The 14,441-nt window shown below is 36.7% G+C and carries 16 protein-coding genes and 1 pseudogene; 14 read left to right on the top strand and 3 right to left on the bottom strand.

All coding sequences use genetic code 11. The features are described from left to right. Nucleotides 1-267: 267 nt before the first annotated feature. The 3 genes from RTR43_RS20920 to RTR43_RS20915 all read right to left on the bottom strand — a co-directional run bounded on the left by RTR43_RS20920 (nucleotide 268) and on the right by RTR43_RS20915 (nucleotide 1,838). Complete coding sequence (locus RTR43_RS20920; protein ID WP_312474779.1) at nucleotides 268-444, bottom strand: hypothetical protein; 177 nt, start codon at nucleotides 442-444, stop codon at nucleotides 268-270. A gap of 5 nt (nucleotides 445-449) precedes the next feature. Next, a complete protein-coding gene (locus RTR43_RS25675) occupies nucleotides 450-536 on the bottom strand; it encodes an aromatic acid exporter family protein (RefSeq protein ID WP_396954606.1) in 87 nt (28 codons plus the stop codon). Between the two features lie 141 nt (nucleotides 537-677). Further along, nucleotides 678-1,838 (bottom strand): type II asparaginase, encoded by a 1,161-nt coding sequence (locus tag RTR43_RS20915; protein WP_312474767.1) that lies wholly within the window; start codon nucleotides 1,836-1,838, stop codon nucleotides 678-680. A 620-nt stretch (nucleotides 1,839-2,458) separates the two neighbouring features. On the opposite strand from RTR43_RS20915, the gene RTR43_RS20910 reads away from it, so the two are divergent. From RTR43_RS20910 to dpdA, 14 genes and pseudogenes are all read left to right on the top strand, one after another. Then, nucleotides 2,459-3,217 carry a conserved phage C-terminal domain-containing protein gene (locus RTR43_RS20910; protein WP_312474764.1) on the top strand — a complete coding sequence of 253 codons (759 nt, stop codon included), beginning with the start codon at nucleotides 2,459-2,461 and terminating at the stop codon, nucleotides 3,215-3,217. Beyond that, complete coding sequence (locus RTR43_RS20905) at nucleotides 3,210-3,557, top strand: replicative helicase loader/inhibitor (RefSeq protein WP_312474760.1); 348 nt, start codon at nucleotides 3,210-3,212, stop codon at nucleotides 3,555-3,557. The genes RTR43_RS20910 and RTR43_RS20905 overlap by 8 nt, the downstream gene beginning before the upstream one ends. Then, nucleotides 3,544-4,845, top strand: a complete 1,302-nt coding sequence (gene dnaB, locus RTR43_RS20900; RefSeq protein ID WP_312474758.1) for a replicative DNA helicase — start codon at nucleotides 3,544-3,546, stop codon at nucleotides 4,843-4,845. Before RTR43_RS20905 ends, dnaB begins: the two co-directional genes overlap by 14 nt. A gap of 324 nt (nucleotides 4,846-5,169) precedes the next feature. Continuing rightward, nucleotides 5,170-5,361, top strand: a pseudogene (locus RTR43_RS20895) (thermonuclease family protein); the annotation flags it as partial. Nucleotides 5,362-5,609: 248 nt separating this feature from the next. Next, nucleotides 5,610-6,122, top strand: a complete 513-nt coding sequence (locus tag RTR43_RS20890; protein ID WP_312474755.1) for a hypothetical protein — start codon at nucleotides 5,610-5,612, stop codon at nucleotides 6,120-6,122. 80 nt (nucleotides 6,123-6,202) lie between these two features. Further along, entirely contained in the window at nucleotides 6,203-6,424 is a 222-nt protein-coding gene (locus RTR43_RS20885) for a hypothetical protein (protein WP_312474752.1), read from the top strand. Between the two features lie 115 nt (nucleotides 6,425-6,539). Beyond that, entirely contained in the window at nucleotides 6,540-6,830 is a 291-nt protein-coding gene (locus tag RTR43_RS20880) for a metal-binding protein (protein ID WP_312474749.1), read from the top strand. Continuing rightward, entirely contained in the window at nucleotides 6,830-7,810 is a 981-nt protein-coding gene (locus tag RTR43_RS20875; protein ID WP_312474747.1) for a winged helix-turn-helix domain-containing protein, read from the top strand. Before RTR43_RS20880 ends, RTR43_RS20875 begins: the two co-directional genes overlap by 1 nt. Before the next feature lie 69 nt (nucleotides 7,811-7,879). Then, complete coding sequence (locus RTR43_RS20870) at nucleotides 7,880-8,296, top strand: hypothetical protein (RefSeq protein WP_312474744.1); 417 nt, start codon at nucleotides 7,880-7,882, stop codon at nucleotides 8,294-8,296. A gap of 183 nt (nucleotides 8,297-8,479) precedes the next feature. Then, complete coding sequence (locus RTR43_RS20865) at nucleotides 8,480-8,665, top strand: hypothetical protein (protein ID WP_312474742.1); 186 nt, start codon at nucleotides 8,480-8,482, stop codon at nucleotides 8,663-8,665. A gap of 442 nt (nucleotides 8,666-9,107) precedes the next feature. Next, nucleotides 9,108-10,205 carry a DNA sulfur modification protein DndB gene (locus RTR43_RS20860; protein WP_312474739.1) on the top strand — a complete coding sequence of 366 codons (1,098 nt, stop codon included), beginning with the start codon at nucleotides 9,108-9,110 and terminating at the stop codon, nucleotides 10,203-10,205. A gap of 32 nt (nucleotides 10,206-10,237) precedes the next feature. After that, nucleotides 10,238-11,230, top strand: a complete 993-nt coding sequence (locus tag RTR43_RS20855) for a DNA sulfur modification protein DndB (RefSeq protein WP_312474736.1) — start codon at nucleotides 10,238-10,240, stop codon at nucleotides 11,228-11,230. A gap of 170 nt (nucleotides 11,231-11,400) precedes the next feature. After that, the gene (locus tag RTR43_RS20850; protein ID WP_312474733.1) at nucleotides 11,401-11,970 is read left to right on the top strand and encodes a competence protein ComK; all 570 of its coding nucleotides are present in this window, start codon (nucleotides 11,401-11,403) and stop codon (nucleotides 11,968-11,970) included. A gap of 355 nt (nucleotides 11,971-12,325) precedes the next feature. Beyond that, a complete protein-coding gene (gene dpdA, locus RTR43_RS20845) occupies nucleotides 12,326-14,395 on the top strand; it encodes a tRNA-guanine transglycosylase DpdA (protein ID WP_312474729.1) in 2,070 nt (689 codons plus the stop codon). The last annotated feature ends 46 nt before the right edge of the window (nucleotides 14,396-14,441 follow it).

Genomic DNA, 14,441 nt, shown 5'->3' with positions numbered 1-14,441 from the left:
TTATCATAACATATGATGCTTTATCAAATTGGAACTTTTTAAAAATTGTCTTTTGAAAAGATGCGATTTTTAGGGAAGATGCTAATAAAGAATATGTTTTGCGGATTCCATTTTTGGGCAAATTCTAATCTTACGGGCGTACAAAATAAAACGCTCCTTTTTATGAAGGAGCATTTCTCATGGAATGTGACCCTTGAGGGGATTAATCCACTTTAATGATTTCTTGATCAGTAAATATTGTTCCGTTTCTTTCAGGAGCTGAAATAACTAGGGTCTTGCCTCAAATTCCTCCCTTGATGTCGGGAGAGGTTCATCCTTAAATTGATTTTGCAAATCACCCAAGCTTTTTAAATAATTGAGTGCCGTGTCTCCTGGGTGAATGGCTTCGCTTAATTCTTCAAGAAAGGCCCCTATCATATATCGTTGTGTGATAAGCAGGTCAATGGATGTTATCCGAAAAATTGCGCAATACTAATCGCTGCAGCGGCTCCGATGGCAGTCTTGACGGTTCGATAAACGATTTTTAACGGGAACATATCATACCTTTAATCATTCTGAATCTTTCCATATTATATATAAAAATGCCGAAACCATCTAGTTAATACAGGACTTTACTTTGAATATTCATTATGAATAATTCAGGTTCAATTAGTTCGGGAGTTGATTTTTTCGAAAATTTAGTAATTATCAAAGTAGCTTTGTATTTTTACAGGATCAGAAGTTTCTGACAAAGCTAACATTAACAAAATACGTGCTTTTGCTGGGTTTAAGGAATCAGATGTTACGAATTTATTTGTTTCATCAGTTGCTTCATGTGTTACCATTCCAGTAGCTACACGTGATGCACGGACAATCACAACGCCTTTTTTCTGGGCATCAACGAGTCCTTCTTGTGTTTCAGGAAAGACGCTTCCGTTTCCAGTACCTGCGTGTATAATCCCTTTTGCTCCTCCCTTAACAGCAGCATCAACCAATACTCTACTATCATTTCCATGCCCATATAAAATTTCTACCTTCGGAAGTTCTGTTACATTACTAATATCAAACTTACTTTCGCTCGTATGTATACGAGAAGGCTTGTTATAGAAATAAGGTTTACTACCTTGAACATTCCCAATATCACCATATTCAAATGAATCAAAAGAATTAACAGCGGTTGTATTCAATTTCGTAGTATCACGAGCGGAACCAATTTTTTCGTTTAATTCAATCATGACACCATGCCCTTTTGAATCAGGACTTGCAGCAATAGCTACAGCATTGTATAGATTAAGTGGACCATCAGCACTTATCGCTGTTGACGGTCTCATCGCTCCAACAAGAACAACTGGTTTTTCACTCTTGACTACTAGGTTAAGAAAATAGGCTGTTTCTTCAATCGTGTCTGTCCCATGAGTAATAACAATTCCATCAACGCTATCACTTGCCAATTGTTTATTTACTTCTTTTGCCAGCTTTAATAAAATTTCATTGGTCATTGCAGAACTATCAATATTTACAAGTTGTGTTCCCGTTATATTGGCTATTTCTTTCACCTCTGGAACAGCATCTAATAAAGTTTCTATAGCAACCTCTCCTGCTTTATAACCAGTTGTTTGAGTATCAGATGCGGCGACACCTGCGATTGTTCCACCAGTAGCAATAATTGAAACATTGGGTAATTCTTCATTCGTAATCTTTTGCGGAGTTTTCTTGACAGTTTCACTTTTCATTTCAGTTTTCGGAGCTTTCTCGATAGTTTCACTTTTGGATTGAGGAGATGAACAGGCAGTTAAGCCGATCAGTAACAATAATGAAAGTGCAATTAGAAAAAATCTGTTTTTGATTGTTTTCCTCATTTAATAAAATCTCCTTTGGAATAAATTTTGCACATCAAATAGAAGTATGAGAATAGTTTTTCTTCTATAAGAGTGATTTTTATATTTCAAAGTGAAAAATCTGTTCCGCTCAGAAAACTTTTTTCAAAAAATGATTACTCCTTTCATCATTATTCAGTTTAAAAAGCGATACAAATCTTCACATTAAAAATAAAGAATTTTTTTCCAAAGTTAGTGTAATGTCTTGCCTACATAAAACTACTGGAAAACATAGGCTTAATAGAATTGTCACAATATCGACGATTTTATGTGCATGAAGAGCTTTAAGGGGAGAAGTGTGTAGTTGAATGATGATTCATACTAATAAATGTAGCTCTAATATTTAGATCCTAATGTATGGATCTAATAAAACACGGTTAATTGAGAACTTTATATAAAATTGCCTTTAGGATAATCAATCATGGAATCTATTACACATAACATTTTAAGCTATTCCTTCTTATGGATAGCTTTCTTTTTTTGAAAAAATTTTAAATTCACCTGACCTTTTAGAGCTTTTTTCTATATATGAAAAGTGAGAAGCGGCTGACCCAATGGAGGGGACTAGCCAATCAAACAAAAGAAAAAAAGGAGATGTTTGGATGAGCAGGATGTTAATTAAAGAAAATCCAGTGATCATTGTACCGTCTTTGGCGGTGAAAATTGGCTTAAATGAAGCAGTAGTCCTTCAGCAGGTTCATTTCTGGCTAACGATCAGCAAGCATAATTATGAAGGAAAACGATGGGTCTATAATACATATTTGGATTGGCAGAAGCAGCTGCCGTTTTGGTCGGTGAGTACGATTAAGCGGACCATTCATTCACTTGAACGCCAAGGTTACTTGATTTCAGGTAATTGGAATGTGGTAAAACTGGATCAAACCAAGTGGTATACGATTGATTATCTAAAACTAGAGGAACTAGAGGAATGTCAAACTGAGCTGCCAACAGGTCAATTTGACTTCCCGCCTAATCAAACTGAGCCAGTTAACAGTTCAAATGAAGTTGCAGAACAGACCAGTTTGAACCAAGCAATACCAGAGATTTCTTCAGAGATACCTACAGAGAAAAAAACTCCTGTTGTCGAGATCATCAACTACCTAAACGCAAAGACAAAGACCGACTACAAACCAAGTACCCACAAAACTCAAGAATTGATCAGGGCAAGAATGCGAGAAGGGTTTTCGGTGGACGATTTTATAAAGGTCATCGATTTAAAGACAGCTGAATGGCAAAATAACCCTCGTATGAGCAAATACCTAAGGCCGGCAACGTTATTTGGCACCAAATTTGAAGCCTACCTCAACCAGAAGTCCTTCACGAAAACCTTGAACGAGGAGGATTTTGATTTAGATGATTAAGCGGGAGACGTTTGAATTATTAAAGAGGATTGCGGTTTTTTATGATCAGTTTGTTGTGAATCAGGAGAAAGTGAACTTGTGGCACGAAGTGTTAAAGGAGTACACGTTTGAAGAAATCCAAGGAAACCTGTTGACCTTTGTAAAGGACTCATCCTTTCCGCCAAAATTGTCCGATCTGATCCCAAAGGCAACCAATTCGAAGACGGTTCCAAATTCGGAAGAGACAAAGAAACGAACCCCGAGGCTGGAACCAGCGAGTGAATGGGTAATTCAAAGAGAGCTAGCGAAAATGAGAGCGATATTGGGAATTGACAGGGGGGCGAGAAATGAAAGAGCATGAACCATTTAATCTTGAAGCAGAAGAGGCATTGGTAGGGGCGTTCTTTTTAGAAGAAGCATTGGTGAAAGAATGCTCGATTCGTTCGGAACAGCTATACTCCTGGAAACTTAGGCTCATTTATTCGGCCATCCGCAGCTTGGATGAAAAAGGAAAGCCCATTGATGTCATTACGATTGTGGAGGAACTCGGGATTCAGAACATTAAATTGTTGGGAGGGGTCAGCTATATTACCCAATTAGCAGGCAGTGTACCAACAACTGCCAACTTTCATTTTTATGAAAAATTGGTCAGGGAATATGCCCAAAAACGAAAGGCGATTCAGATTGCCGGAAAAATTATCGAGCAGGCAAAAGAGACAGAAATTAGTAAGACCTTAAGCGATGGGATTCACGGCTTAATGGCTGTGGAGGAGGATCAAGTCGATGAGGATAACGGTGACATTACGCCATCGTTAGTGGATTTATTCGAGGACTGTGAAAAAGATCTTGGTGATATTGTCGGGATTCCTTCCGGGTTTGCCCATTTGGACCGGCTTACTGGAGGGTTTCAAGAATCAGATTTAGTGATCATTGGAGCGCGTCCAAGTATGGGGAAAACAGCATTAGCTTTGAATTTGGCTCTACATGCGTCTTTTCAAGATGTCAGTGTCGTATTTTCCTTGGAAATGGCAAAAAAACAGCTGCTGAAACGAATGGCTGGTTTTACGGGAAACATCGACAGTCTCAAAATGAAGAACCCAAAAAAGGAGTTCCAGGAAGAAGATTGGCATCATTTTACGGACAGTATCGGAACGTTATCAAAGGTCAATCTACATATATTTGACCGGGCAGGGATGGATGTCCCCTATATATGGTCAAAGCTTCGGAAGATCCGAAGGGAATACGATGGTGAAAAAAGAATCCTGGTGGTGATTGATTATCTGCAGCTGATTGCGGGTGATCCGAAATGCAAACATAACCGCCAAGCAGAGATTAGTGAAATAAGCAGAGAACTAAAAACGATGGCGAGAGAACTAAACGTGGTCGTCATTGCCCTTTCGCAGCTGAGTCGCGGGGTTGAAAGCCGTCAGGACAAACGGCCCATCCTGTCAGACTTGAGGGAAAGTGGTCAAATTGAGCAGGATGCAGATTTGATCTCTTTTCTATATCGGGATGATTACTATACAAACGATTCTCAGCAAAAAGACAGGATGGAAATTATCCTTGCCAAGCATCGGAATGGTCCTACTGGAACAGTCGAACTTGGATTTAACAAGCAATATGGACAGTTTTTCAATTTGGAGGTGTAAAACGAGGGAGGAATGGCCCTAGTGAAAAAAGTGGTAGGAGCGGCTTTCATCGTTGCTACAACACTATTAACCTATCAACCACAGGAAATGATCTAAGAGTATATATCAGTGGGCTATTCAATTAAGAATGAAGTTCAAAAAAGCAATGCTTTTGCTGGAGAGGAAGCTAATATGGCACTTGCTCAAGTGCCCAATCACCTTGGTTGAAACGATTGATGGGGATACGATTAAGGCATGTGTATATGGAAAAGTGGAAAGGATTCGCTATTTATTAATCGATACCCCTGAACGAGAAAGCCGAGGATGTGAGTCCATCCGTTTGCAAAGGAAGATCTACATAGGAATAACGAGTTGGTGAATGGAGGCAGTCTATCGATGGAGTTTGAAGAGGGAAACACAAGGGATGCTTACGGTAGGCTACTTGCCTATGTTTACCTAGATGGGGTATCTGTTCAAGATATGCTTCTAAAAGAAGGATTCGCTCGGGTGGCATATATTATGGGATCCACCTTATAGGTATCTCGAACTATATCGAACGAATAGACATCTAGCAAAGAGGAGTAAACTGAAGATTTTGGGGCCCGAAGGACTATGTGACATTTTGGGGATTTAATGGGTGTGTAAATGAGAGGGTAACAGAAAATAGCGAAGCCCAGTTTCGTTTTTATCATGGTTTATGAAGTAGAAGTTGTTTCATGGGAGGAGTTATTCCAGATTTTGTCGAATTACAATAAATAAAAATAATATTTATTGGAGTCAAAAAGATGAAACATACTCTTCAAGAACCTATTAAATTACCAAGCATTTTGCGAGGACGCAGCATTCATCACAACATCATCCCCACAGTTTGTAATTTAAAAAATATGCTGAACAAATTGGTCTCAGTTCAAGGCGATTACGTCCAGTTAAAACAATGGGAAAAGAGAAGTTATCAAGCTTACCAAATAGTCAAATTTAAACTTGCAATCTTATTCACATACCATGAACAAAGAAAAAACTTAATTAAACAACATATTCTTAGTGGAAGCCCAAATGAATTTGGAGCAAGTTGTATCGATATTTACTTAGTAGCCTTTGTTGCTGAAACCTATGGACCTGGTAAAACCGTCTTTTTTGATTACATAATGAAAAGCGGTATTTCAGAAAAAGTTATTTCAGCTAAAGCAATTTGGCAGGTGGGAAAGGGTGACGGTGTTTATCTTGAAATACTAAATAATGACGGAACTATTAGGGATTGGGGCTTTTTTGCAAATTGGATAAAAGGGAATCAGAGATAAGATAATGACAATTCCCCGAAACACCATAATGGTGGTTGTAAGAAAAAGAATGTACATTTCTGAAAAAAGAGGTGGCACAAATGGATTTCTTGTTTACAAAGAAAGCCCAAATCTGGATCAATATTGATATACCCACGAAGAAATTTACTATTCATCATAAATGTATTTACACAGATAAAATGAGTGAAACATCATATAAAGGAATTGGCACTTTAAAAAGAGATGGAGGCTGGTTAAAAGCGGACACAGTAAAGCAACTGAAAATATATTTAAGGAAAGGTATGCCGAGTTTGAATTTGTAAGTCATTGCTAAATTGGTGGATTTAGAGTGAGTTTAAGAAATTTTAGATTAGATAACTAATTCTAATTTTCTCGTTAGAATTCAAAAGATTTGAAAATGGCAGGTGAATTATTGATGTGAATGGGATAGATGAAAGTTTCGAAAAAAAGGAACTTCACAAAGTATATACTCTAATGAGGGCTGATAAGCAACCGTATGAGAGTGAAATTCTAGGTACTTTTGGCGGGCATCGCCAAAGTGAAATTAACAGAAGAATCGATTGTCCTGTAGCATTTGGTGCCATAAATAAGTGTGGATATATAAAACATAGAGGATTTTTTGCTGATGAGCAAACAGCAATTTCTGCAGGATTTAGACCATGTGGGGTGTGCATGCCTGAAAAGTATGCCATTTGGAAAAAGCAATAATGCTTTTTGACAGGAGACAGGAGAGAAAAGAAGAAATGACGGTAGATGAGTTGCTAGACTGGGAGGATAATTGGCTCAATCGAGAGGGGCTAGATGAAGGGGAAAAGCGGATTGCTTGGTTAGAAGAGGGAGTGAACCTGTACAGTCAATTTATTCAAGTAGATAAGAAAGAACCGCGATACGCGATTACGTTGTCTGATCTGTATTTAGAAGTGGGTCGGGATGAGAAAATTAGAAAAGGGAACTATCATGCTGCATATAAAACATTACGGATGGCGACCATTCATGCTTCAAAAAAACCCGACGCGTTTTATCATTTGTCCTTTATTTTGGCGAAGGAAGATAGAAAATGGGAAGCGGTTCTATTTTATGGGAATGAAGCTTTAGCAAAAGGGCTTACTGGCAGCAAGCGTATCAAACTGCTTTGCAATATGGCACTAGGGTACAAAAGGCTCGGATATGTCGAAAAAGCTTATTCGTTAATAAAAGAAGCAAAACTGCTGGATTCAACCAATGATTATGAATGGTTCATTGAGTTATATATCGATCGAATGAAAGAGAATCGTAGAGAACCGATTTTATTAAAAGAAACGAATGAAAAAAGGAAGTTTGTTACAAAGGACCATTATACAAAAGTGATTGATGATGCAATGGATGGTAAATGTGTCGTATTAGATTTAACGAAAGAAGAGAAATTTTTCCGTGGGTGTCAAGATGACATTCGTTTGGAACGTAAAGAGGCAGAAATTCTCGGATTCTTAATCGATCATGCAATGACATCCTGTCCGAAAGTTCAAATTGAATCGTCCGTCTGGATCGATCGACAAGTCGGATCTTCAGCAGTGAAGCGCTATATGGTCAGCCTCCGCAAAAAACTGTCACAGGCAATGGGAAGAGATGATATCGCTACTTCAGTTCTTATTACGACAACAGATGGGTACGAATGGAGAGCTGACATCCCATCGATTGTCCTCCGTTAGGCCGGTTACTAATTCGTAACCGGCTTTTTATTATACTTAAGTCACAAATTAAACGAGAGGATGATTTAGATGAACTTAATGAAATTAGAAATGATGAATGGAACAGAACGTGTGGCAGAGGCGTTACAAATCAGAGGGTTGTTTGTAGATGTAAAAAAAGATGTAATTGTGCTTACGGAAGAAAATACAACAAAAGACATTGAAAAAGTTCGCGAATTACTGTACCAGCTAAACATTCCAACCTTTTGGCCTGCTTATAATAAATGTCAAGTAGTTGTGAACCGCCTACCGAAAGCGTTGATGAAAAGGATCATGAATGTACCGGGTCGCGAATTCCCAGTACACATGGAAGGGTACCATTTCCGCTGGAGATCATTTGCGCAAAGAAGGTTTGGGATTAAAGTTAACGCATTGGACTTGGATCCACAGGTGGCAATGCTGGTGAAAACCTTGAACCTAGCTGGAATCACTACATTAGCTGGTTGAAATGGCCATCATCGTTATGCACCCAACTTCCAACTTTCCGGCGTTTTCCAAGGTGCTTGGTTCGAAGTTATCCAAGAAAAATTTTTAAGCGCATGCACACTTCATTATAAATGGAACGTTCGCTATGGTAACCGTTCGGGCTCTACAATAATAGCAGAAAATGAAGGTGAAGAACGTTGCGATATGAATAAACTTTATCAAGACACTGTTCAAGTGGCAGCAATTCTGAAAAAACACGGAAATGAAATCCGTGAACTGAAGAAAAAAACATTTAAGCGAGACGGAGTCATGAAAGAAATCGCAAACCGTTTTGTCGAAGAGAAGGATTATAGTGGACTCGTTAGTTGGATGAGAACACAAATATATTAGAAAACTCTCTTAATTACTAATCTTTCAGAGTTGTCTAGCTTTTATAACTAATATTACGGGTAGAAAAGTAGTGGCATTTAATTCAATGCCACTACTTTTTTTGTTTCTTAAAAACGTTTTAGTAAGTCACAAAGCAAATAGTAACTATATTTCGAAAAAACAGTGAACAAACTGTCACAATTAAAATAATAATTATTGGTAGTGTTCTAATTTGATAATATTACTGTTCACTGAGATAATTTTAGAATTATTGTAGGAAAAAATAGCTTATTCAAAGAGAAGGTAAATATTTTAATATAATTATGAAATTTGTCAAGGTTCTGCTAAAAGCAGCACAAAAGAACAACATCATGTGTTAAGTTCACCAAACGAACATAGGAAAATTCCAATTTACTTTTGTAGTTTAATATCAATATAATATTGTCGTGAGGGGTGATAATAATTGTCGAATCATGACTTTAAAACTATTATTGAAGGAATTGGCTATAATCAGTTTGGAAAAAAAGTATTAGCAACCCAACTACGTTTTTCAACTTTGGAAGCGCTTTTTGAAGTAGATCCCGAAGTTCAGCGTAAATTAGACCCACAGAGAAGGTCGGAAATAAGAGAATTTATTTTAAAATCATTAAGAGGAAAGGATTTTTATTTTTCACCATTTATTTTTTCTGCGAGGGGGGCATTTATAGAAACAGAACTAGGCTGGGCCTTAGAACCAGGCACAATGCTTTACATACTCGACGGCCAGCATCGAAGTTCTGCCATGTCGTCAGCATTAAGCCATTTAAAATCGCAAAAGGAAACAGCAGAAGAAACAGGAAATGATAAAGAAGCAAACAACATACAAGTCTATATTGACAAGTTGAAAGAATATCCAGTAGCCATGCAGGTGTATTTGGATTTAACACAGCAAGAAGAGAGGCAGCTTTTCACTGATATCAATACAGAACGAAAAGAAGCGCATATTGGACTAATCATGCAATATGATCATCGCGATAAGTATACAGAATTAACAAGAAAGATAGCGAAACGACTGCAATCAGAATATGAAATCGAACAAGAACTATCACGTCTTACTAACTATAATTCCGCAATAACTTCACTAACGATCATGAAAAAATGCTTGCTGGCCTTGTTTGAAGGCAATTTATCAGTCAAAAAGGGCGAGCCTAATTTTGGAGATTATCACCCAGATGAGGTGATTGCTATTTCACAATCTTTCTTTGAATCATGGCAGCAGTTATTCCCTAAACAAATGGCAAATCGCCGTAAATTTGTTACTGGGCTGACAGGAATTCAAGTTGCTTTAGCCTATACTGCTTTTCATCTCACTAAGAATTACTCCATTTCCCATCATGAAGCAATCAAGCACCTTAGCAGTTTAAAAAAATACTGCACGTGGAAACATGATGACCCGCTCTTTTCACATCTTTACGACCCTACGACAGGAAGAATAAAGCATCATTCATCAACGACTTCCATTCAAAGAACAGCATGGAAATTTAAGGCTATTATCGATAAGGAAAGGATTGGGACTACTTGATCGTTAACAACGTATTTTCCAAGCGGCAATCGATGGCAACATACACAATTTATGAGCTGACAACATTAATCCAAGACGGGCAAGTGAAATTACGAGAGGTTAACAAACTGCATGTCAGAGCGATTAAAAAATATATTCTTGAAAACGTTTTAACAGAACAGATTTACTTTCCGCCAATCGTTGCGGCAGTTAACAGTTTAGGTACTGACAAGCCTTTAGAATTGACGATTATTGATGGGAACCAACGCTTAAAAGCATTTTGCCAAATCGAAGAAATGGGTAGCCGTGCAGTAAAGATTGACAATGATGAATACATGAAAATAGGATACAAATTGCTTCATTTTGTTCAAAAAACAGAGGTTGTAGTGCAAATATTTGAGGGTCTAACTAAAGAAGAGGGTGATCAACTATTTATAGACCTTAATACAAAGGGGAAAAAGGTGGCATTATCAAAGAGAATTGCCTTCGACTCTAGAAAAGAGTTAAATAAAATCACCAATTCCATTTTGAAGAACAATAAACAGCTTAAGATCGCCGGTGTAGAGATTGAGAAAAGGGCGATTGTTAGGCCGACAAATAAGAAATTGCTTTCATTATCTCAGCTGCGGCAAATTGTGGCTATTTTTCTAACTGGAAAAATGATTCATCGAGCGGTAGATGATCGCTATGAAGCACATCTCGAAGACAATGACTATATCAAACTAATTACTATTTGGTTCAATGAATTGTTTCAGCAGTATCCACCTGAGCGAATTGGTGATTTTGAGGAATCCATGCTCGCCAATTTCCCATTACTTTTCGGAATTGCCTATTATGTCAATAAAGGCTTGGAAAAGCATCCATTTGAAGTGCGGAAGCAAGAACTGGTATACCGTATGGATCAGTTAAGACAGGTAGATTGGAAACGTCATAATCCGGTATGGAAACACTTCCAGGGATCATCAAGAGCCGGCTATTACTATTTAGCAAATGACAAAAGCAATATAGAAAAACTAGTCGCGTGGCTAGAGGAGCAAAGGGGGTGAGGGACATGTGAAAAATTAATATAAAAAACCCATAGGCGTCTAAGTCATGGCAGACAACGCCCATGGATTTTCAGGTGTTGGGTTTACCAACTACGATAGTATACCCTTTTTCAGAAAAAAATTAAAGATGTAAATTGAAAGAACCATCAACCATTAAGAAAGAGAGAATAATGATGAGCTTAAAGTATGACTATTTAATTAACGAAAAAACTGTGTTGTTTTACGGAATATTTAACGAAAACGGCGAATTATTTACGCATGTAATAGATGAAGACGATGAGTTTACAGTAATGATGTCACCAGTCCAACTAATTGACAAAACACTTATAAGCTATGGCTCTAACTTTAAGGGAGCACTCAATAGCTCAACTCAGCTGTTAGGCGAAAACAGAAGAATGTACCCAATTAAAATTGATGCATCATTAGATATTTGGCTGTTTCCAACAAAGTCATACAAAAAGGAAACCTGCATCTGGTTTGCGCTTAATCATGTGAAGGGGACACAGCCGCTAGGAGTCAAATTCACAAAAATATTTCTAAGTTATGGGCATACGATTGAAATTGTCATGAAGGAATCGGCATTTCGTGATAAACGTCTGACAGCAGAAGACCTAAAAGATAAGATCACTACTAACACAAAAAATTTTATGAGTTTTATGGTCGAATCAAAGAAAGGGTTTATGATTGTTGAGGAAAAGGGTCGGTATAAGTGCAGAGATAGAAATAGAGAGAAAGAATGAACGTAGTAATGTAGACATGATGAAGTTAAGAGATTATTAACAAAATTGTAAATAGCTACAAACACTCCAAACCGCAAATGGTTTTAAACTTTTTCGGATTGGAGTATTTCTTTTCAAAAAATTTTTCCTATATTCAAGTTCTATGGAGGGATTTCCTTACCTCTAGGATCGGGCATCGGGGATCGGACAGATATGGAAAGTACATTAATCTGTCTATTATCTAAGGGATTATTCAGTGTGTGAAAAATTAATTACATTCATTGTCTATTGGAAACTTACCTAATTTAAGATATAATCTAATCCTATTGTCTTTTATTATTGAATCAAATAGATTCTATTTATTGGAGGGGTAACTATGGTTAGAACATTGGTTATAACCTCATGTACTGGGGAAAAGCTATTTAAGCCTGAAAATCAACTTTTATTAAGTGATTTTAGAGATAAAGAAAGTTTAAAAAATAAAGAAGAAAATCTTCATGAATATAAAACCACTGCTGGAAAGTTATATACTGGCAAGCAGCATAAACGGCTTATGGAAGGTGTAGAATTACTTCGTGAGCAATATGGTGAGGAAATAATAGACGTAAGTATTGTTTCTGCAGGTTATGGTTTAATTGATGAAGCAGATGAAATAGTCCCTTATGAAGTTACTTTCAACGACATGAAAGCAAAAGAAGTAATCGAGTGGTCCGACTTTTTAAACATTAATTTTAAGGTTTCAGAGAAAATTAAAGATTATGATTTAGTGTTTTTCTTACTAGGGGATCAATATTTAAAATCGATTCAACTTCCTTTAGAAAGGACTATTCAAGGTCAAAAACTAATTTTTCTTGCCAGTAAATCTAGTAGGAAGGTAATCCCAAACGCAGAACCATATCATAGACTAGAAATTACGCAAGATGATACCAAGGAGTTTGGTTCTGGGAATATTGAACTAAAAGGCTTCTTATTTAAATTGATTGCACAAGAAATGGTGAATGATAAAAATTTATTTGATCGAATTTATAAAAATCCTAATGATGTCTTAAAAATTTTAGAAAAATATCGAATGAAAAAAAATATCATTGAACAAATGCACTTGTTTCCTCTGGACTACCAGGTTAAAACTGAATCATCAGGAAAGGACATACCTTCATTGCAAGAGAAAAAAATTGACATCTTCAGAAAATCAGATATTGTTGCAAAAAATTATAAAAATTTTCCGTTACGCTATTACATGCCAGAAAATGATGATCGGGTTGATCCAAATTTTAACTTCATTGAAGACACTCATACAGAAAATCGTGATCCTTATTTGAATGACGTTTATTCACATGAAATATATAATATCCCAAACTATGATGGTCTACTGGTATCGATGATGAACATTGATTCAAAGAAAACAATAGACAGTCAAAAAAATAAAAAGTTCCAAAAAGTAATTGATGCAGGAGGGATCCATAACTTTGTTAGGTATCCATCGGATTTTCCGATTCTTGGAGATTGCGGTGCTTATAGTTATAGAAACTATTTTGAGCCTCCATTTGGAACAAAGGAAATATTAGACAATTATGAGATGCTTGGTTTTGATATTGGCGTTTCTATTGACCATTTAATTCTCCCAGAACATTCCGAAATGGATGAGAGAATAAGACGTTTATCTATTACAGAATCAAATGCTGAAAGATTTATTAAATTGCATAATGAAGGTAGTTACACATTTAAGCCTTCTGGAATAGCCCAAGGTTGGGATGTACCAACATATGTTCAATCAGTCAAAAACCTAATTGACATGGGGTATCAGCATATTTCGCTAGGTGGTTTGGCTTTTTCACCCAATGAGGTGATCTATGATGTTTTGAAAAATATTGCTCCATTATTACCAGAATATATGGAAGTACATTTATTCGGAGCTGCTCGTTTAGAGTCAATAAATACTTTTAATCAACTTGGCGTTACTTCTTTTGATTCTACGAGTTTCCTGCGCCAAGCATGGTTGAGCGCAAAAAATAACTATTTTACAATGGACGGAGCTAAATATGCTGCCATCAGAGTTCCACAGGCAACTGAAAGAAGTTCGAAAATAAAGAAATTGTTAGTTAAGGGTGTCGGATCTTTAGAGCTATTTAAAAAATTAGAGCAAAAATCACTTGAAGCTCTAAGATTGTTTGATAAGGGACAATTAGGTATTGAGGAGACTCTTGAAACAATTCTCGAATATGATAATTTAATGAATTTTGAAAAAAGAAATAACAATGAGAAACTTTATCGGAAAGTGCTTGAAGACACACCATGGAAAAAGTGTGGTTGTGAAATTTGTAAGGAAGTCGGCATAGAGGTAATCATCTTCAGGGGTAATAATCGTAATCGAAGAAGGGGTTTCCATAATACCCATGTATTTTACCAACAATTTAAAGAAAATAAACAGGAGGGGTTGAAGATATAATTCTTCAACCCCTTTTTTATAAATGCAGGCTTAAAAAATTTTTTAT

The sequence above is a fragment of the Neobacillus sp. genome (genome assembly GCF_031988165.1).
In the GTDB taxonomy this organism is placed as follows: domain Bacteria; phylum Bacillota; class Bacilli; order Bacillales; family Cytobacillaceae; genus Neobacillus; species Neobacillus rhizosphaerae.
Note: the sequence above shows the minus strand (reverse complement) of the source record. Positions and strands in the feature narration are given on the sequence as shown.

Bases quoted from the DNA above. Each gene is read 5' to 3' on its own strand.
- RTR43_RS25675 (WP_396954606.1), bottom strand. From the start codon at position 536: ATGTTCCCGTTAAAAATCGTTTATCGAACCGTCAAGACTGCCATCGGA.
- RTR43_RS20915 (WP_312474767.1), bottom strand. From the start codon at position 1,838: ATGAGGAAAACAATCAAAAACAGATTTTTTCTAATTGCACTTTCATTA.
- RTR43_RS20910 (WP_312474764.1), top strand. From the start codon at position 2,459: ATGAGCAGGATGTTAATTAAAGAAAATCCAGTGATCATTGTACCGTCT.
- RTR43_RS20905 (WP_312474760.1), top strand. From the start codon at position 3,210: ATGATTAAGCGGGAGACGTTTGAATTATTAAAGAGGATTGCGGTTTTT.
- dnaB (WP_312474758.1), top strand. From the start codon at position 3,544: ATGAAAGAGCATGAACCATTTAATCTTGAAGCAGAAGAGGCATTGGTA.
- RTR43_RS20890 (WP_312474755.1), top strand. From the start codon at position 5,610: ATGAAACATACTCTTCAAGAACCTATTAAATTACCAAGCATTTTGCGA.
- RTR43_RS20885 (WP_312474752.1), top strand. From the start codon at position 6,203: ATGGATTTCTTGTTTACAAAGAAAGCCCAAATCTGGATCAATATTGAT.
- RTR43_RS20875 (WP_312474747.1), top strand. From the start codon at position 6,830: ATGCTTTTTGACAGGAGACAGGAGAGAAAAGAAGAAATGACGGTAGAT.
- RTR43_RS20870 (WP_312474744.1), top strand. From the start codon at position 7,880: ATGAACTTAATGAAATTAGAAATGATGAATGGAACAGAACGTGTGGCA.
- RTR43_RS20865 (WP_312474742.1), top strand. From the start codon at position 8,480: ATGAATAAACTTTATCAAGACACTGTTCAAGTGGCAGCAATTCTGAAA.
- RTR43_RS20855 (WP_312474736.1), top strand. From the start codon at position 10,238: ATGGCAACATACACAATTTATGAGCTGACAACATTAATCCAAGACGGG.
- RTR43_RS20850 (WP_312474733.1), top strand. From the start codon at position 11,401: ATGATGAGCTTAAAGTATGACTATTTAATTAACGAAAAAACTGTGTTG.
- dpdA (WP_312474729.1), top strand. From the start codon at position 12,326: ATGGTTAGAACATTGGTTATAACCTCATGTACTGGGGAAAAGCTATTT.